The organism is Stenotrophomonas sp. C3(2023) (genome assembly GCF_032911385.1).
In the GTDB taxonomy this organism is placed as follows: Bacteria; Pseudomonadota; Gammaproteobacteria; order Xanthomonadales; family Xanthomonadaceae; genus Stenotrophomonas.
This window is the reverse complement of sequence record NZ_JAWJLO010000001.1, coordinates 1534109-1551964: the sequence shown is the minus strand read 5'-3', so window position 1 is coordinate 1551964 and position 17856 is coordinate 1534109. Positions and strand designations below refer to the sequence as shown.

15 protein-coding genes and 1 tRNA gene are annotated in these 17856 nt (G+C 64.3%); 5 read left to right on the top strand and 11 right to left on the bottom strand.

What is annotated here, in order from left to right:
- Window positions 1-57: 57 nt before the first annotated feature.
- Together RZA67_RS06745 and RZA67_RS06740 are read right to left on the bottom strand one after the other, a co-directional pair.
- Window positions 58-1083 carry a FecR domain-containing protein gene (locus RZA67_RS06745; protein WP_317211926.1) on the bottom strand — a complete coding sequence of 342 codons (1026 nt, stop codon included), beginning with the start codon at window positions 1081-1083 and terminating at the stop codon, window positions 58-60.
- Window positions 1080-1595 carry a sigma-70 family RNA polymerase sigma factor gene (locus RZA67_RS06740; RefSeq protein ID WP_317211925.1) on the bottom strand — a complete coding sequence of 172 codons (516 nt, stop codon included), beginning with the start codon at window positions 1593-1595 and terminating at the stop codon, window positions 1080-1082. Before RZA67_RS06740 ends, RZA67_RS06745 begins: the two co-directional genes overlap by 4 nt.
- A gap of 198 nt (window positions 1596-1793) precedes the next feature.
- Between RZA67_RS06740 and RZA67_RS06735 the strand changes: the two genes are divergently transcribed.
- The gene (locus RZA67_RS06735) at window positions 1794-2177 is read left to right on the top strand and encodes a hypothetical protein (RefSeq protein WP_317211923.1); all 384 of its coding nucleotides are present in this window, start codon (window positions 1794-1796) and stop codon (window positions 2175-2177) included.
- A 15-nt stretch (window positions 2178-2192) separates the two neighbouring features.
- Window positions 2193-2657, top strand: a complete 465-nt coding sequence (locus tag RZA67_RS06730) for a GNAT family N-acetyltransferase (protein WP_317213928.1) — start codon at window positions 2193-2195, stop codon at window positions 2655-2657.
- Window positions 2658-2874: 217 nt separating this feature from the next.
- Here the strand turns inward: RZA67_RS06730 and RZA67_RS06725 are convergent, their stop codons facing one another.
- The 5 genes from RZA67_RS06725 to RZA67_RS06705 all read right to left on the bottom strand — a co-directional run bounded on the left by RZA67_RS06725 (window position 2875) and on the right by RZA67_RS06705 (window position 10354).
- Window positions 2875-3021 carry a hypothetical protein gene (locus tag RZA67_RS06725; protein ID WP_317211922.1) on the bottom strand — a complete coding sequence of 49 codons (147 nt, stop codon included), beginning with the start codon at window positions 3019-3021 and terminating at the stop codon, window positions 2875-2877.
- Between the two features lie 101 nt (window positions 3022-3122).
- Complete coding sequence (locus RZA67_RS06720; RefSeq protein ID WP_317211921.1) at window positions 3123-3575, bottom strand: hypothetical protein; 453 nt, start codon at window positions 3573-3575, stop codon at window positions 3123-3125.
- Window positions 3576-4097: 522 nt separating this feature from the next.
- A complete protein-coding gene (locus RZA67_RS06715; RefSeq protein ID WP_317211920.1) occupies window positions 4098-8603 on the bottom strand; it encodes an RHS repeat-associated core domain-containing protein in 4506 nt (1501 codons plus the stop codon).
- 594 nt (window positions 8604-9197) lie between these two features.
- Window positions 9198-9287, bottom strand: a tRNA-Ser gene (locus tag RZA67_RS06710).
- A 74-nt stretch (window positions 9288-9361) separates the two neighbouring features.
- The gene (locus tag RZA67_RS06705) at window positions 9362-10354 is read right to left on the bottom strand and encodes a LysR family transcriptional regulator (protein WP_317211919.1); all 993 of its coding nucleotides are present in this window, start codon (window positions 10352-10354) and stop codon (window positions 9362-9364) included.
- A 120-nt stretch (window positions 10355-10474) separates the two neighbouring features.
- On the opposite strand from RZA67_RS06705, the gene RZA67_RS06700 reads away from it, so the two are divergent.
- Window positions 10475-11053 (top strand): NAD(P)H-dependent oxidoreductase, encoded by a 579-nt coding sequence (locus tag RZA67_RS06700; RefSeq protein ID WP_317211918.1) that lies wholly within the window; start codon window positions 10475-10477, stop codon window positions 11051-11053.
- A 178-nt stretch (window positions 11054-11231) separates the two neighbouring features.
- On the opposite strand, the gene serS is transcribed toward RZA67_RS06700, so the two are convergent.
- Complete coding sequence (gene serS, locus RZA67_RS06695) at window positions 11232-12512, bottom strand: serine--tRNA ligase (RefSeq protein ID WP_317211917.1); 1281 nt, start codon at window positions 12510-12512, stop codon at window positions 11232-11234.
- A 111-nt stretch (window positions 12513-12623) separates the two neighbouring features.
- Between serS and RZA67_RS06690 the strand changes: the two genes are divergently transcribed.
- Window positions 12624-13259 carry a TonB family protein gene (locus RZA67_RS06690; RefSeq protein WP_317211916.1) on the top strand — a complete coding sequence of 212 codons (636 nt, stop codon included), beginning with the start codon at window positions 12624-12626 and terminating at the stop codon, window positions 13257-13259.
- 153 nt (window positions 13260-13412) lie between these two features.
- The gene (locus tag RZA67_RS06685) at window positions 13413-13976 is read left to right on the top strand and encodes an energy transducer TonB (RefSeq protein WP_317211915.1); all 564 of its coding nucleotides are present in this window, start codon (window positions 13413-13415) and stop codon (window positions 13974-13976) included.
- 99 nt (window positions 13977-14075) lie between these two features.
- Here RZA67_RS06685 and aroA read toward each other — a convergent pair whose 3' ends face one another.
- From aroA to serC, 3 genes are all read right to left on the bottom strand, one after another.
- Complete coding sequence (gene aroA, locus RZA67_RS06680; RefSeq protein WP_317211914.1) at window positions 14076-15392, bottom strand: 3-phosphoshikimate 1-carboxyvinyltransferase; 1317 nt, start codon at window positions 15390-15392, stop codon at window positions 14076-14078.
- A gap of 73 nt (window positions 15393-15465) precedes the next feature.
- Entirely contained in the window at window positions 15466-16632 is a 1167-nt protein-coding gene (gene pheA / locus RZA67_RS06675; RefSeq protein ID WP_317211913.1) for a prephenate dehydratase, read from the bottom strand.
- A 50-nt stretch (window positions 16633-16682) separates the two neighbouring features.
- The gene (gene serC, locus RZA67_RS06670) at window positions 16683-17768 is read right to left on the bottom strand and encodes a 3-phosphoserine/phosphohydroxythreonine transaminase (protein WP_317211912.1); all 1086 of its coding nucleotides are present in this window, start codon (window positions 17766-17768) and stop codon (window positions 16683-16685) included.
- Window positions 17769-17856 lie beyond the last annotated feature (88 nt).

The window sequence follows — 17856 nt, the reverse complement described above, 5'->3', positions numbered from 1 at the left end:
CCGAAGTGGAGAACGCAGATTCGATGAATTTTTTCTGACAACCTTCGCCTTGACGCTTCAGCGAGCGGCAATGCGTATCTGCTCGTCGCTACGGCGCACGATAAAACGTGGATCGCGTACGAGAACCGCGTGCAGCGCACCGATGTGGTTGGCATCGAGGCTGCCGGAGAGGCGCGCCGCTGCCGCCGTCTCGTCCTCCACAACGACCTGGATCCGGTTGTGCCGGTTGAATGCGGCTGCCACCTCGTCGAGCCGCTCGTCGGTGAAACTGATCTTTCCACGCTGCCAGTCCAACAGCTGTTCGGCGGACACGTCGAGCGCATGCACGGCGTGACTGCCGTGGCTTACCTTCACCACTTCCCCAGCCGTGAGCTGGGCCAGGCGCTGCCCCTGGATACCACTCCATACCTCGACCGCACCGGACACCACACCGACGCGGGTGTCCTGCAGGCGACGCGATACATCAAACACCGTGCCGATATCCCGGATTTCCAGGCCGTCCACCTGGACCCGGAACGGACGGCGACCGGCGGCGATATCGAAGCTGGCTTCGCCGCGCAACAGTTCCACCCGTCGCGCCAGCCATCCCATGCGCACCCGTACCTCAGTGTCAGCGTTGAGCCGCAGCTGCGTGTTGTCGGCCAGCCGCAGCTCGCGCACCTGCCCATGCGCAGCGCTGTAGACCTGCGTCTGCGGCCAGAGCACAGGCAGCGTCACGATGCCGATGGCCACAAGGCCGGCAGCGGCGGCCATTCCCACCACGCGGCGGCGATACCGATGCACCGGATAAGGCACGCTGGGCGCTGGCGCTTCGCCGAACAGGGACACAACCTTGCCGCGCGCGGCGGGTACTTGCGTGGCAGAAGCAAGGGCCCGCACGGGTCGCGCCATCGCCGCGCCGACATCGCCGTGCAGTTGCAGCACCCGCAGGTAGGCTCGAACATGCTCAGGCGAGCCCTGCAGCCACATCAACAGGTCCGCCTTCTCCTGCGCGCTCAGCGGCCCCTGCCGGTTGCGCACAAACCATGCAGTGGCCTGCGCTGCAAGATCAGCGCAAGCAGGCGCACCCTGCTGGGCGTTCATGGCGCGTCCCTGGAGTCAAGCGCACTGCGGCAGGCCGCGAGGCCTTTGCCGACATGCTTGCGGATCATGTGCACCGAGACATCAAGCTGCGTACTGATCCGCATGCAGTCCAGGCCCTCGCGGTAATGGAGCTCCATCACGCGTCGGGTGGTGAGCGGCAGTCGAGCGATGGCCGCGCTGATCGCGCTCCAGCGCTGGGCGCGCTCGAACTCGCCCTCGATGTCCTGTTCACTCTCCAACACCTCAGCCAACAGGTCCACATCGTCCAGTGCAGGCAGCGCGGCCCGGGTGCGCGCCTGCTCACGCGCCAGATTGGCCGCGACAGTGAACAGATAGGCCTCCGGATTCTCGATGGCCGCGGCATGCTCGCCGGTGGTGCGTAGCAGCCGCAGGTACACCTCCTGCGCAAGGTCCTCGGCGTCAGCGTGGGCCGCACCGCGGCGGACAAAGAACCCGCGCAGCAAGCGGCGGCGCAGATCGAAGCTCTTTTCCCAGATGCGTTGGCTGTTCACCGCTTGGCAGCTACCGCGAGGCGTCAAACGCGGTAGCCTGCGCGGGCCATGTTACGTGGGTGTGTCAGGGAGCATCCAACCGCATGCATCCGCCGGGCCGGACTGTGCTGGTGATGCAACCTGTCCTGCTACACGACTGGCCAGCTGTGGTTCAATTGCCCGATCAACGACATGCCAGTTTCAGAAGGACACACCTCAATGCGCTCACTGATGCTTCCCACGCTCGTCGCCCTGTTGCTCGGCGGCTGTGCGGCAAAGGGCCGCGTTGCACACGCACCGGTCGAAGGTCCCGTGGGCCTGGGTCAGCTGGCTGCCGTCGATGGTCTGCAGGTCCGCCCTGACCGGATCATCGAAGACAGCCGCTGCCCTGCCGACGTCCAGTGCGTTCATGCCGGCCGATTGATCATCCGCGCGACCGCATTGGGCGGCGGTTGGTCCAGGGAAATGGATCTCACCCTCGGCACGCCGGTGCCTGTTGCCGATGGCATGTTGACGCTGGTGGAGGCGACGCCGGCTCACATCGACGGCAGCGACGCGGCACCCCAGGCGCGCTTCAGCTTCCGGTTCCAGGGCGGGCGCTAGCGCGCCGTGCGTGTGATGCAGCCTGCAGTCGAGCGCGTGGTTCGCCCGTATCGTCCTGAGGACAGCGATGCGTGCCTGGCCGTGTTCGACCGCAATGTGCCGACGTTCTTCGGCGCCAGTGAACGGCCTGATTTCGTCCGTTTTCTGCTCCACCACGCCGCCCAGTGGCACTACTGCGTTGTTGAGCGGTGCGGTGAGGTGGTGGGCTGCGCAGGCCATTCGATCAGCCTGGATGGACGAACTGCCAGCCTGGGCTGGGGCATGGTGGATCCAGCGCTGCATGGACAGGGGCTGGGAACGAAGCTGCTGTTGGCGCGGCTGGACGCTGTGCGCCTGACACCCGGCGTCGAGCGGATCGTCCTGGATACCAGCCAGCACACGCAGGGGTTCTATGCGCGCTTTGGGTTTGTGGCAACGGCGGTGACGCCGGATGGTTATGGCGCGGGGCTGGATCGGTGGGACATGGCGCTTGAGTTGTGAGTGCGGATAGCGTCGCGCCGACATCGCCTGTCTGTCGAACAGGACCTGCAACGCCGTAGACAGCGCGGCGCGTTCCTCCGGCACATCGGCGCCAAACGGCTACCGTTTCAGTGGCCAAAGCGAGATCGCCACAGCGCCGTTACTCTCGCTGTCGATGGGCGAACCGTGTCCTGAATCATTTGCCACGTGACTCACGAAGCTTTTCCCAAGTGCGACCCTAGAAATCAGCAACAGCTGCTGCGCCCAGCAACCAGATTGCAAACATGAAGTACAAGGGAGCCGACCATATCTGCAACTTCCTGAGCAGCACGAGCATCGCGAAGCCAATAAACGCGAGCAAAAATGCTGCGATATCCCGCTTCATTCTCCCATCGATAGCTGTACGCCTCATTTCACACGCATCTTTTCTCACAGTATTGAGCGCTTGCAGATTCCAGCAAGCCGCGTCCGCCTGGTGCACCCGCGCTAGCACCGGGCTGAGTCCGCATCTCCCCAGCGCAGTGAAACGTCTGCCCGCCTGCGCGACGGGTCCAGTGCTATCTCTGCGACGAGAGGCGGCTTGCAGTACACCGCCTTCGTTCCCTCCGCGAGTGATGAGGCACGCTTCCAACTGATTCCAGCGAGGTCGTCTTCCTTGATAACGATGGGATGCGCCAGCTCAATCTCAGCGTAAAGATAGGCGTATGACCTGTACTTTTGTGCATGCCTGACCCGGCCTATCGCGACGTCAGAGCCGACCGCAGCGTGGACGAACCTTTCAAGCTCAGACCGCAGCTGCGCCTCGCTATAGAATGGTATCGAGTTCAAGTACTTTTGATGCCTGTATCCCGCCACGTTTGCGGACACCACCATGGTCAAGGCGACTATTGTCAGGAGCAATCTGACTTTTGGTTTCTTAACAACGCCGACATCGATCATTCAAGTTACTCCCCTAGTGAGCCAAGGCAGAGTTCAAAACACTTTACGAGCCCAGCTGGCCACGCAGCCATTGCCCAGCTGCTTTGCCGGACAGACGCTATCTTCCACATACTGAATCAGCATCCCCCCATCGCATTGACACATTCATACGCGTGCGCAAAGAATCCGCCGTGACCTCCGCAACCAACGGGGGCTTGCAGTAAAGCGTACCTGCCCGCGTCGTTGCAGACGAAACGCGCTCCCAACGAATATCCCGCAATCGGTTGTCGTCGATGACTACAGGGTTTATTGAGTTAACCTTAGAGGCCACATAGGCATATGACCTATATTTCTGCCAATGCCTGATCTCACCTGCCTCGACACCGCTCGCAGCATAGACGAATCTTTTCAGTTCGAATTTCATCTGCGTCTCGGTATAGAAAGGAATCGAGTCAAGGTACTTTTGATGTTTGTAGGATTGCGAGTTTACCCACACAAACATACACAAACCAATGCACATCAATACAAATCTTACTCTTGGACTCACCATCCCGGCACCGACCATTCCGTCGCTTCTGCGAAAGACCCCGGCGATGCTTGGACCCCCATCCCAAGTCCCAACTTCACGGCCCCGCCGTTGCCTGGCGAGTAGGCGCCACCGAGGCTTAACCCATAGCCCGCAGACACTGAGTACCCAAGGCCCGTTAGAAATCTGTCCGACGCAGCGCGCATGTCATCCACGTCTGCACATGAGTTTAAAAGATAGCCCGCGTCCAATGAGATACCAAAGCCCCGAACCGGGTTTGGATATCCTCTCGCCAGTCCTTTCGAATAGAACACACGCCCACTACGACTCATGGCAAAGCTCAATTGAAAGAAGTACAGGGAAGCAGACGCTTCAATGAAGTCCGGCCCTCGGGGCCCTTGCAAACTCTTCATGTAATTATCGCGCGCCGGCCCGGGTGGAAATGACCACGGTCCAATCCCCTCCAATCCCTCGGGGTCCATGGTCGCTAGCGGATTTCCCCCAACATACCCATACGTGCTGATCCCGCCCGCCAGCCCGATCGGATCACTCTGCACATACCGCCCCGTGGTGGCATCCAGATCACGCTGATAGTTGTAGTACAGCCCTGTCGCCTGCGTGTACTGCTGGCCCGGGAAGCGCAGGTTCAGTACGTACGCCACACCGTCGCCGTCCGGATCTTCCTCTGGCGCATGCGCGCCAAACGCATCCCGTTCCAGCGGCCAGCGCCAGATCGCCACGTCGCGCTCGCTGTCAATCACCACCCGGGGTGTGCCCAGGTGGTCGGGCTCGACATACGCCAGTGATGCCGCCTGCGTCTGCGGGCCGAGCAGTGCTACCGGGTAATCGTCGAGCCAGATTGCCTGCTTGATTGGGCTACCGTCGGCGGCGTAGTCGCCCACCCAGTGGCCCTGCTCGTCATACAGCGTCTGCACCGGCGCGCCGTCGGTGGGCTCGCGCAGAATGCGCTCGCCCACGTGGTTGTAGCTGTAGCGCTCCTGCAAGGTGTCGCCTTGGTACACCGCCTCCATGCGGTTGGCCGCGTTGTAGGTCATCCGATGGCTGCCCATGGACAAGGTGTTGCCGTTCGCGTCGTAGCTGCGCTCGTCCTGCCCGGCACTCTGCAGACGGTGGCTGGTAGCTGGATAGTGATACGCCAGCGTCCCGTCGTCATTGGCCGATGATATCCGGTTGCCGGTGCCATCCCAACGGTACTGCTGCAGGGGTTCGCCCTTGCCATTGCTGGCCTGCGTGAGGCGACCGAGCCCGTCGTACTGGTAGCTGGCCAGCACGCGCCCGGCTGGGCCTTCGTGCAGGGTCTGCAACTGTCCGGCAGCGTCGTAGGTGTAGCCCAGCGCTAGGCCACCCGGGCGTGCATCTACAACGCCCTGCACGCGGTAGCTGGCGTCCAGTGGGCGCCGCAGGCGACGTCCATTGCCGTAGGTCCAGCCAGTCACTGGCCCGAAGAGTGCATATTCCACCTGCTGCACCAGCGTCTGGCGCTGCGCGCCCGGCCGCTGAAGGGTGATCCCGCTGATCTCCCCCTGCGTTGCCCGTTGGTACTCTGCTCGGCTGCCATCGGGCAACTCCACGGCAATGCGTTGCCCATCCTTGTTGTACGCATAGTGCAGCTGCAGACTGTGGCCGTCCACGGTCTGAATCTTCCGTGTCACCTGGCCGAAGCGATCATGGCAGTACACTGTGCTGCCGCGGGCATGAATGACCTCGCTGAGCCGACCCACCGCAAAGCGCTCCTCCGTCGGGCAGCCGCTGTTTGCCACATCGTAGCGGTAGGCCACATCCAACGCAGGATCGGGGCCGCTGCTGGAGGTGAGGCGGTCGAGTGCATCGTAGCGATAGGTCGTGGTGACACCGCGTGCGTCGGTGCGCTCGGTGACGTTGCCATTGGCATCGCGCTTGAGCGCGGCATTGCCGCTGTCCGGGCTCTGCAGTCCACTTGCTTGGCCCAACGCATCATGCGCGTATCGGGTGACCAGGCGCTTGGGGTCGGTAAAGCTGCGCAATGCGTCGTCTGCGGTGTGGTCCATCGCGACGATGGCGCTCAAACCGGTGGCGTCGGCGGTGATGTGATCCGGGCGGTCCAGCGCGTCGTAGTGGGTTCGTGTGACGCGTCCGAGTGGATCGGCGATCTCCTCCAGGTTGCCCTGAGGATCGTACGCGTAGCGGGTGATGTTACCGGCCGCATCGGCACTGCTGTCCATCAGCCCAAGCGTGTTGAAGGTACGGCCCAGGGCGTATCGCAACTGATCCTGGGGATCGAAGAAGCTCTCACCGATGCGGTTACCCTGCTTGTCCAGGGTGTAGCTGATGCTGTTGCCGGCGCCGTCGACCACATCGGTCAACTGCTGGGCGCTGTTATAGAGCCAGGTTACGCTGCCGCCCTCAGGCCGGGTCACGCGCCGCAGCTTGCCGAACGGGGTCCAGTCCAACGTGGTCGTGCGATCCTGCTCGGCTGATGCGCCACGCACAGTCACGCTGGCCAGCCAGCCGCGCGGGTGATACGTGAACTCGGTGAGCACACCGTTGGCATCGCGTTGGCGCTGTACGCGCCCCAGCGCATCATATGCCTCGTTGGTGGTGACCTGCCCGAGCGCGTTGATGCTCTGGTGCAGATCGCCCATGCGATAGTTACAGCGTCCGCGATTGCCGTCGCCGTCGGGGCTGCAGCCAGCATCATCCTTGCCGTAGTAGGTCCAGCGCGTGATGTTGCCGTTGGGGTCGGTGTACTGGTGCAGCTGCCCGGCATAGCCACAGTCGGCGCTGGCGGCCTCGCAGTAATCCATCTGCGAGGCGCGCAGCAGCACGCCATTGCTGTCCCGGGTCTCGGTCCGCGTCGGTTGCAGGGCGGCGTTATAGAGATGTTTCGTCCTGCGGCCAGCACGTACTACATGTGCAAGCCGGTTGCTGGCTAGGTCGTATGTCAGGGTTGTGACGCGCTGGTGTGCGGTGTCGTCAGCTTGGGTGATCGTGGTGCTGCGTTGGGTGCTGGATTGTGCGTAGTCGTAGCGGGTACGGACGCCGTTGCGGTCCACTGCACTGCGCAGCCGTCGCTGGCCTTGGGCCTCGTACTGGCGGCTCTGTGTGCCTGCGTCATCGATGATGCTGGACAACTGCCGCGGCACACCGGTCCTTCCGCCAGTCCAGCCGAAAACCGTTCTGTTTCCCAGCGCATCGGTGACAATACTGGAGCCATCGGCCGGGTACTCTAGGCGAACGCCGGCGGTGCCCAGCGCTAGGTCGGCGCAGCCTGGCGAGTGCTGGCTGCAGGTCACACGTCCCTTCGCGTCGTAGCCGTACCAGCTAAATCGCTGGCCGTCCTCGGCGGTGATGCCGGTGAGATGAGTGGGGAAATCGGGGTTTTCGTAGTGATACCGACGAGTGCTACCATCGGCATAGGTTACGGTGGCCAGCAGGCCTTCAGTGTAACCATAGCGCACCAGTACGTTTCCATCCACGCTAAGCGCGGTGATGAGGTTTCGCTCACTACCGGCTCCGTAGGTGACCTCGAGGGACCTTGCGCTTGAGTCGGTAATTGAAACCAATTGTTGTGACGCGTTGTACCGGTACGCCAGCACGCTGCCGTTGCGATGGCGGCGCTCGGTTAACAAGCCTTCCCGATTGAAGCGCAGGACGTCATCGGCACGCAGAAGAAGCACGTCGTCGCCTTCACGGTGTAGCACTTCGCCACTTTCGTCATCGAGAACGAACAGGTCTCCCCGCTTACTGATGCCCCGCTGGCTGCCGTCTGCGGCAGTAAGGGTCGCCGGCGTTTTCCAGTCGAAGGAAAGTCGCAGATTGTGCTGGTGCGTCCAGCCTGGCCCCAGGGCACTGTTGGCAGTTGAATTGGCAGAGTGGTAATCGCGACGGAACGCCAGCCAGGACAGCGCCAGATCCGTCTCCGTCTGGTGCTTGTCGCCGTTGGCAGGATTACATGGGTTTCCCACCGTACAGCCGGAGGTGAGGCGCTCGCCTATATAGGTGAACTGGCCCAGCCACACGCTTGCGTGAAGAACGCAGGCCCGTTGTTGATCGTTCCACACGTAACGTTGCTTTGGGCAGTACCGCTCACGGGTAACATAGAGCTGCTCCTGGACTCTGTGCGCCACGCATCGGGGGGGCGAGCTGTAGCGCGTGATCCGGGCGGATGTCCACTTGCTTGTGGCATGTTCATCCGGTGGCCACTTGTATTCTACAGATGCTGCAGGGCAGCCTGCGTCACTGGCATTTTTTCTACGCATCTCTTCAACAAGCTCGGCCTCGGATTTCCCATAGAAACCCCATTCAGAATAGCTGGCTGCCATAGGTTGCGGCGTGTAGTAATAACGTGTTCCGTCTTTTATCGATTTCTGCTGACTAAGGCCCCACGCAAGCGCACCGCCGCCTTTCTCAAACTCGCCAATAATCGCAGACTGCGCCGCACGTTCGGAGCTGTAGGACCGGCCGCTATTTTCAACTATCCAACGCGGCCCTATTTCTTCCGCGAAGACTGCATCAGGCGTCAAGCAGATTGATGCCACAAGTGTTAGTGGTGGCAATCCACGCAGCCAAATTATCAAAGACACAGCGCACTTCCGATGTCATGGGGTGCGCGACTATCGGCACTTCAACCACACCCTTCAACGATGTGCATCTGGATGCGTGACGGTGCTCGCTCTTCATGGTCGTTTTGACGGATGATCACGAGCCATCGCCGATGAGAAATCGAGCTGAAACCGACTGAAGACAGTGCGATCGATCGGGCGAATCGCGTTTTCCAACCTCAGGGGCGTCTTTGATCAAGAGCTGACGTCTGACCAGTAGAACTTCCGTATGAGGCACACGTCGAACCCGCGCAGCTTCGGCAGCCACTCTCTCCGACATATACGCAAAACGCCCCTTCCGGGGCGCTTTGCGCGAGAGCGGCAAACAGCGACCGGATACGCCGCGTGGGATTGTTGTGCCCATCCATGGGCACAACCCTGCAGCGCACGCGCTGCAGGGCCAGCCATGCGGCTGTCCGGATTCGCTCCGGGCGAATCCGTCGAACCCGCACAGCTTCGGCAGCCACTCTCTCCGCCAGATACGCAAAACGCCCCTTCCGGGGCGCTTTGCGTATCTGGCGGAGAGAGTGGGATTCGAACCCACGGAAGGTTTGACCCTTCGCCGGTTTTCAAGACCGGTGCCTTAAACCGCTCGGCCATCTCTCCCTGTGCGGTCCGGCACGGGGCCGGGTGCGCATTCTCGCATGTCAGCGCGGGTTTCCCAAGACCATCGGCGCCGGTCAGCCGGCGTCGACGGCCAGGGCGCCCAGGGCGCTGGCCTTGATCTTCTCTTTGGCGCGCTCGCAGGCGCCGCCGCAGTCCAGCCGGGAGGCTTCCAGCTGCGGGGGAAGGTGCTCGGCCAGGAAGTCGATGAACACCCGCACCGCCGGAAGCAGGCCGCGACGCGAGGCAAATACGGCGTGGCAGATGCCCTGCGGCAGCGACCAGTCGGGCAGCACCACTTCCAGCTCGCCGTTGCGCACGGCTTCGGCGCAGACGGTTTCTGGCAGCATGGTGATGCCGAAACCGTCCTTGACCATGCTCTGCAGCAGCGGAAAATCAAATCCGGCCACACGCGGCTGCAGGTCCACGCGGCGAACGGCGCCCTCGGGCCCGTGCAGCTCCCAGCGCTGGCGCGCTTCGTCCTCGCTGATGCTCAGGGTCACGTGGCTGGTCAGTTCGTCCGGGTCCTTCGGGCGCCCGGCACGGTCCAGGTATTTGGGACTGGCCACCAGCAGCTCCTGCACCTGGCCGAAGCTGCGCATCACCAGGCTGCCGTCGTCGTCCAGCCGCGAACGCACGCGCAGCGCGACGTCGTAGCCTTCGTTGATGATGTCCACGCGGCGGTTGCTGATGTTCAGCTGCAGGCGCACCTTCGGATACTGCTCAAGGAACTTCGGCAGCAGCTTGGGCAGCTGCATCTGCGCCAGCGACACCGGCACGCTGGCGCGCACCACGCCGCGCGGTTCGGCGCTGAGGCGGTCCACCACTTCGCGCGCGGCCTGCGCTTCGGCGAGCATGGTCTGCGCATGACGGTGTACGCTCATGCCCACGTCGGTCACTGCGAAGCGGCGCGTGGAGCGCTGCAACAGGCGCACGCCCAGATCCGTCTCCAGCTGGCTGATGCGTCGGCTCAGACGGGACTTGGGGATGCCCAGCGCGCGTTCGGCTGCGGCGAAACCGCCGTGGTCCACGACCATGGCAAAGTAATAGAGATCGTTGAGGTCGTGCATGCCCGAGTTCCATGGGTAGAACAATACGTGGCATTCAAGCACCTTTATCCTAAATTGGCAACATTCTATCGTGGCTCCTGTCGGCGGACATCCCGCCCCTCCCTACAACAGGTGATTGCCATGAAGCTTCTCCATCTCGATGCCAGCGTCCTTGGCGAAAACTCGGTGTCCCGCCAGCTCACCGCCGCGGTGGTGGCACGCTTCCAGGCGCAGGCCGATGACGTGCAGGTGACCTATCGCGACCTGGATGCCAACCCGCTGCCGCACCTGCGCAGTGGTTCGCTGGCACAGCTTGACGCGGCCGAGGCGACCGAGGCGGAGAAGGTGATGGAGGAGTTCCTTGCCGCCGACGTGCTGGTCATCGGTGCGCCGATGTACAACTTCACCATTCCTTCCACGCTCAAGGCCTGGATCGACCGGGTGGCCGTGGCCGGTCGCACGTTCAAGTACACCGAGGCGGGCGCCGTGGGCCTGGCCGGTGGCAAGCGGGTCATCGTGGTCAGCAGCCGTGGCGGCATCTACACCGACTCGCCGGCCGACTTCCAGGAACCGTTGCTGCGCCAGTTGTTTGCCTTCATGGGCATCAACGAGATCGAGTACGTGCGCGCTGAAGGCATCGCCTTCTCGCCCAAGCACCGCGAAGACGCCATTGCCGCGGCGCTGGCATCGCTGCCGGACGCGGAGCTGGCCGCGGCCTGATCGCGTCGGGCACGTTCAAGGGCAGTCGGCGGATCCTCGTCGGCCGGCGGCCCGGGCTGGACCTCTCCCCTCCCCCGTTTCATCGAGGTTCCAGCCCGCCCACGGCCCTGCTCTGCAGGGCCGTTTCTGTTACGACGTATGTCAGGCAGACGACAGGGCGCGGCGGCCGGCGCGCCGCTCAGGCGATGGTCTGCAGGCCGCCCATGTACGGGCGCAGTACGTCCGGCACGGTGACCGAGCCGTCGGCGTTCTGGTAGTTCTCCATCACCGCGATCATGGCGCGGCCTACCGCCACACCGGAGCCGTTGAGCGTGTGCAGCAGCTCCGGCTTGCCGGTGGCCGGATTGCGCCAGCGCGCCTGCATGCGCCGGGCCTGGAAATCGCCGGTGTTGGAGCACGAGGAAATCTCGCGGTAGGTGTCCTGTGAGGGCAGCCACACTTCCAGGTCGTAGGTCTTCACCGCCGAGAAGCCCATGTCACCGGTGCACAGCAGCACCTTGCGGTACGGCAGCCCCAGCTTTTCCAGCACCACTTCGGCGCAACGGGTCATGCGCTGATGTTCGGCCTCGCTGTCTTCGGCACGGCAGGCGGTGACCAGCTCGACCTTCTCGAACTGATGCTGGCGGATCATCCCGCGTACGTCGCGCCCGCCGCTGCCGGCCTCGGCGCGGAAGCACATCGAGTGGGCGGTCATGCGCAGCGGCAGACGCTCGGCGTCGATGATCTCCTCGCGCACGATGTTGGTCAGCGGCACTTCTGAGGTGGGAATCAGGTAGCGCGGGGAGTCACCCACGGCGGTCTGGAACAGGTCGTCCTCGAACTTGGGCAGCTGGCCGGTGCCGCGCAGCGACTCGGCGTTCACCAGCAGCGGCACGTTGGTTTCTTCATAGCCGTGCTCGCCCACGTGCAGGTCCAGCATGAACTGGGCCAGCGCGCGGTGCAGGCGGGCGATCGGCCCGCGCAGCACGGTGAAGCGCGAGCCGGACAGCTTGGCTGCCGTTTCAGCATCCAGCCAGCCATTGCGCGCGCCCAGCTCGACATGGTCCAGCACCTTGAAGTCGAAGCTGCGCGGGGTACCCCAGCGCGCCTGCTCGACGTTGTCATTTTCATCAGCGCCGGCGGGCACATCATCAGCAGGCAGGTTCGGGATGACCATGGCGAGTGCGTCGATCTTCTCGCGCAGTTCGTCCAGCGCCACTTCCGAGGCCTTCAATTCGTCAGCGAAGGCAGCGACTTCGGCCATGATCGCCGAGACATCTTCGCCCTTGGCCTTGGCCTGGCCGATCGCCTTGGAGCGGCTGTTGCGCAGGCTCTGCAGTTCCTGGGTGCGCACCTGGATGCGCTTGCGGTCGGCTTCCAGCGACTCCAGCGCGGACACGTCCAGCTCGAAACCGCGGCTGGAGCGCAGGCGCTCGGCAAGGTCGGCGGGCTGTTGGCGAAGCAGGGCTGGATCGAGCATGGGAAAGGTCGGTTCTGTAACGGGAGCCTGATTATCGCCTGTTATGCCGATTTCTGCCGCTGGTTCATTTGCGCTGTGCCAGAATCGTGGTGTTCCGTACTGGTCAGCCCCATGCCTGCTTCCCGCTCATCGTCCGGCAAGTCGTTCACCCTGGAGATTCCCCGCAACAGCCTGAAGATCGCCGGGATCGCCTTTGGCGCCGGCCTGTTGCTGTTTGGTGCCGTCTGGCTGGCAAACCGCGACAAGGGGTTCTACAAGGCCGACCCGGCCGCCACGGCGCCCGAGCATGCAGTTGACCTGGCGCCGCTGCCCGAGCCGCTCGCCGCCGCAGCCGGTTCCAGCGACATGCCCGATGCGCGCCCGCCGGCAGCCGACGAAGAGGTTCCCAAGCTGGTGGAGGCCACCCCGCCCCCGCCGACGGTGGACGCTACCCCCCTGCCTTCGGAAAGCACGCCTTCGCCGGTCAACAATGACCGCCCGCTGCCGATCGCCGGCCAGTCGCCCCCGCCGCGGTATCCGCCGGCCGCCTTGCGCCGGGGGGATGCGGGCACGGTGGTGCTGCGGGTGGACGTGGATGCGACCGGCCGCCCGTATAACGTGGCGGTAATCGAGCGCAGCGGTTCGCGCGAGCTGGATCGTGCCGCCACCGATGCGGTACGCCAGTGGCGGTTCACCCCCGCGATGAGCAACGGTCAGCCGGCGCCCGGCACCATCGAAGTGCCGTTTGATTTCAAGCCCGCCCAGTAGTGCGCTCTTGCGGCGGAAGCCTGAATCCTGGCTTTGCGCCAACCTGAATCCTATGCGCTGCGTTGACGCGGCGCTTACGCCCCAGACAGCCCGCGCAGGCAACACTTCCGGCCAACGACGCGTCGCCGTCGCTTGAACCAGAGGAGTATGGCCATGCCCATTACACAAGCCCCGCACATGGCGGGTACCTCACATATCGAAGCTCACGACGCCCAACGCCGCCGTGGCAGCCCGCCCCTGCTGTGGATTGCCTTGATCGTGGCGATGTTCGCCGCTGCACTGCTCTGGCTGCGCACCCACAACACTGCGCCGACTGCTGCGGCACCGACCAGCGAGCGCATGCTGCCCGCCGCGCCGGCCGCGGCTGCCGAACGCGCAGTGACGAGCCAGCCACGTGCAACGGCTCCCACACAGCGCGCGGCCGCACCGGTACGTGACCGTCAGGCCCAGCCGCTGGCCTCAAACGCCAAGCCTGACTACCCCGCCATCGCCCTGCGCAACGGCGTGCAGGGCAGTGTGGTGGCCAGCCTGAAGGTCGGTGTGGATGGCCGGGTTGATGAGGCCTCCATCGTGTCGCGCAGCGGCGAGCGCAGCCGCGAGCTGGATCGTGCTGTTCTCAGCGCGGTGAATCAGTGGCGCTTCGAGCCAGCGATGAAGGATGGCAAGGCAGTGGCCAGCGTGGTCCGAGTGCCGGTCGACTTCCGCACCGCGCGCTAAGCAACCGCTATAACGCCGATACTATCGACGGGCCGGCCTTTGGGTCGGCCCGTTTTCATCAGCGTTCCGTGCGGCTCACAGGCAGCGTATCCCTGTAATTCAGGGCGCGCTTTCCAGCGCGAAACCGGCACCCCTGGCGAGGTCATCGAAGCCGGGGAATGAAGTCGCTACGTTGGCGACATCATTGATCCGCACCTGACCGCTGCTGATCTGGCCGGCAATGGCGAAGGCCATCGCGATGCGATGATCCCCATGGCTTTCGATGGTGCCGCTGCCCAGGTTGGCGCCGCCGTGCAGCGTGGCACCGTCTTCGGTTTCATCCACGCGCATGCCAAGTGCGCGCAGGCCGGTGGCCATCGCCGCGAGCCTATCGGATTCCTTGACCCTCAGCTCGGCCGCGCCGCTGACCACGGTATGTCCCTGCGCGGCCGCGGCGGCCACGAACAGCGCCGGGAACTCGTCGATCATGTCCGGCACCAGCGCTTCGGGAATACGCGCCCCCTTCAATGGCGCGTGACGTACGACCAGATCGGCCACCGGCTCACCGCCCTGCTCGGCCGCGTTTTCCTCGGTGATGTCCGCGCCCATCAGGCGCAGGGCGTGCAGCAGGCCGGTACGACGGGGATTGAGCCCCACCTGCTTCAGGCGCAGCACCGAGCCTGGGATGATGCTGGCGGCCACCAGATAGAAGGCCGCCGAGGAAAAATCGGCCGGCACCACGATATCGGTGGCGTGCAGACGCTGGCCGCCGCGCAGGCGCGCCTGGCCGGGAGAGAACGTGATATCCACGCCGAACGCGGCGAGCATGCGCTCGGTGTAGTCGCGGGTGGGATGCGGTTCGCTCACCGACGTTTCGCCCTGCGCGTACAGCCCGGCCAGCAGCACCGCCGACTTCACCTGGGCACTGGCCACCGGTGAGGCGAACGCGATCCCGCGCAGCGGCTGGCCGCCATGCACATGCAGCGGCGGGGTGCCGTCGTCCTGCGTGTCGATCTGTGCGCCCATCTGGGCCAGCGGGCCGGTCACGCGGCGCATCGGGCGCCCGGAGAGGGACTCATCGCCGACCAGTGTGCTGTCAAAGCGTTGGCCAGCCAGCAGCCCGGCCAGCAACCGCATGCCGGTACCGGCGTTACCGCAGTCCAGCGGCGCGCTCGGGGCCTGCAGGCCGTCGATGCCCACCCCATGCACCACCCGACGCGAAGCCGACGGCGTTTCGATGCGCACACCGAGCTGGCTGAAGATACGGGCCGTGGCCCGGGTGTCTTCGCCTTCGAGGAAGCCTTCAATGGTGGAGGTGCCATCTGCCAGCGCGGCAAACATCACCGCCCGGTGCGAAACCGACTTGTCGCCCGGGATGGTCAGGCTGCCCTGCAGCGGCGTGCCCTTACGGGCGATCCAGTGTTGCGCGTTGCTCATCGTCTTGATCGTTCCATGGACGCCGGCGTGCCGGCGGTGCTGCAAAGGAGACGGCGCATGACCGTCTCGGCCATCAGGGCACAGCCACCGGATAGGAGCCGAGCACCTTGATCTGTGCCGAGTGCGCTTCCAGTTCGGCCAGCGCGGCCTGCATCGGCGCATCGTCGATATGGCCGGCCAGGTCGATGAAAAAGCCGTATTCCCACTTGCCGTGATGCGAAGGACGCGACTCGATGCGGTTCATGCTGATGCCGTGGCGGGCGAACGGGCTGAGCACATCGAACAGCGCACCGGGCTTGTCATGGATGAACACCAGCACCGAGGTGCGGTCGTGGCCAGAGGTCGGGAAGATGGTGCGGCCCACCACGAGGAAGCGGGTGGTGTTGTCGGCATCGTTCTGGATGGGCCTGGTCACCACCTTCTTCAGCCCGTACACATGCCCTGCGCTCTCGCCGCCAATGGCGGCCGCATCATCGGCATTGCGTGCCCGGCGCGCGCCTTCGGCATTGCTGGAAACCGGGATCTTCTCGGCGTTGGGCAGGTTGGCGCGCAGCCAGGCCGAGGTCTGCATGAACGACTGCGGATGCGCGTAGACGCGCTCGATGTCTTCCAGCCGGCCGCTGCGCGACATCAGGAACTGCTGCACGCGCAGTTCCACCTCGCCGCAGATTTTCAGGTTGGAGGTCAGGAACATGTCCAGGGTGATCTGGATCGTGCCCTGCCCGGAGTTCTCCACTGGCACCACGCCGAAGTCGGCATTGCCCGCTTCAACTTCCTGGAACACCTCCTCGATGCTGGCCATCGGCAGGCCCAGTGCCGAGCGGCCAAAGTGCTTGAGCACGGCCTGCTGGCTGAAGGTGCCCTCGGGGCCGAGGAAACCGATCTTCAACGGTTCCTGCTGGGCAAGACAGGCTGACATGATCTCGCGGTAGACATGCACCAGCAGCTCGTCGCTGAGCGGGCCCTCGTTGCGGTCCACCACCATGCGCAGCACCTGCGCCTCACGCTCGGGGCGGTAATAGTCCACTGCAGCGGCCAGCTTGCCCTTGGCCTTGCCGACCTGATGGGCAAAGCGGGCGCGCTCGGCGATCAACGCCTGGATGTCACGGTCGATCTGGTCGATCTTGGCGCGCACATCCGACAGCACCGGTTTGGTGCTGGCGGCAGGTGCCGGCGCGGTAGCAGACCGGGTCTTGGACGTGGCGGCTTTCGAAGCCGGCCTGGCGGGTTTGCTTGCCATTGATGATCCTTGCTGCGAAGGCACGCGCGAGCGGCGCGCGCCGGAAATACTCAACCGTGACGCTGCTGGAAATCGGCCATGAAGGCAACCAGCGCCTGCGCCCCGGCCACCGGCATGGCGTTGTACAGCGACGCACGGATACCGCCGACCGCTTTGTGGCCCTTCAGCGCCAGCAGCCCGCCCGCCTTGGCCTCGGCAACGAAGCGCGCCTCCAGCGTGGCATCGGCCAGGAAGAACGGAATGTTCATCCGCGAACGTGCCGAGGGCACCACCTCGTTTCGGTAGAAGCCGCCAGAGGTGTCAATGGCGCCATAGACCAGGCCGGCCTTGATGGCATTGCGCGCGGCAAACACCTGCACGCCGCCCTCGTCCAGCATCCATTTGAACATCAGCCCGGCCAGGTACCAGTTCCAGGTGGGGGGGGTGTTGAGCATGGAATCGCGCGCGGCGTGGGAGCGGTAATCGAAGATGTCCGCACGTGCCTGCCCGCTGCGCTCAAGCAGATCGCGGCGGATCAGCACCACGGTCAGCCCGACCGGCCCAAGGTTTTTCTGCGCACCGGCGTAGATCACCCCATAGCGGCGCACATCCAGCGGCTCGCTGGCGATGGACGAGCTGAAATCGGCCACCAGCGGGACCGCACCCGTGTCGGGCACCGTACGGTATTGGACACCGTGGATGGTTTCGTTGGCGGTGATGTGCACATAGGCCGCATCGGTCGACAGCTGCCAATCAGCGGGCGGCGGCACGTCACGGAACCCGGTCGCTTCGCTGCTGGCGGCGATGTGGACATCGACGTAGGGGCTGGCCTGCTTGACCGCCGTCTTGCCCCAGTGGCCGCTGAGCACATAGTCGGCCCGCTGCCCGGCGCTGGCCAGGTTGAGCGGAATCAGCGCCTGCTGCGTCGTGGCGCCGCCGGAAAGAAACAGCACGGCATAGTCGTCCGGCACCTCCAGCAGCGTGCGCAGATCGGCCTCGGCCTGCGCGGCCACCGCCATGAACTCGGCACCGCGATGGCTCATCTCCACGATGGAGGCGCCAGCACCCTGCCATTCCAGCATTTCCGCCTGCGCCTGGCGCAGGACCGATTCCGGCAATGTCGCAGGGCCGGCACTGAAGTTGTAAGCGCGCGTCATGTCACACCTGTGGGAGCAGTCCCCTAGTATGCCGCACCGCACCAGCCTGCGGCCCTTGATTTGCAGGGAAATTTGGTTGCATCCGTAT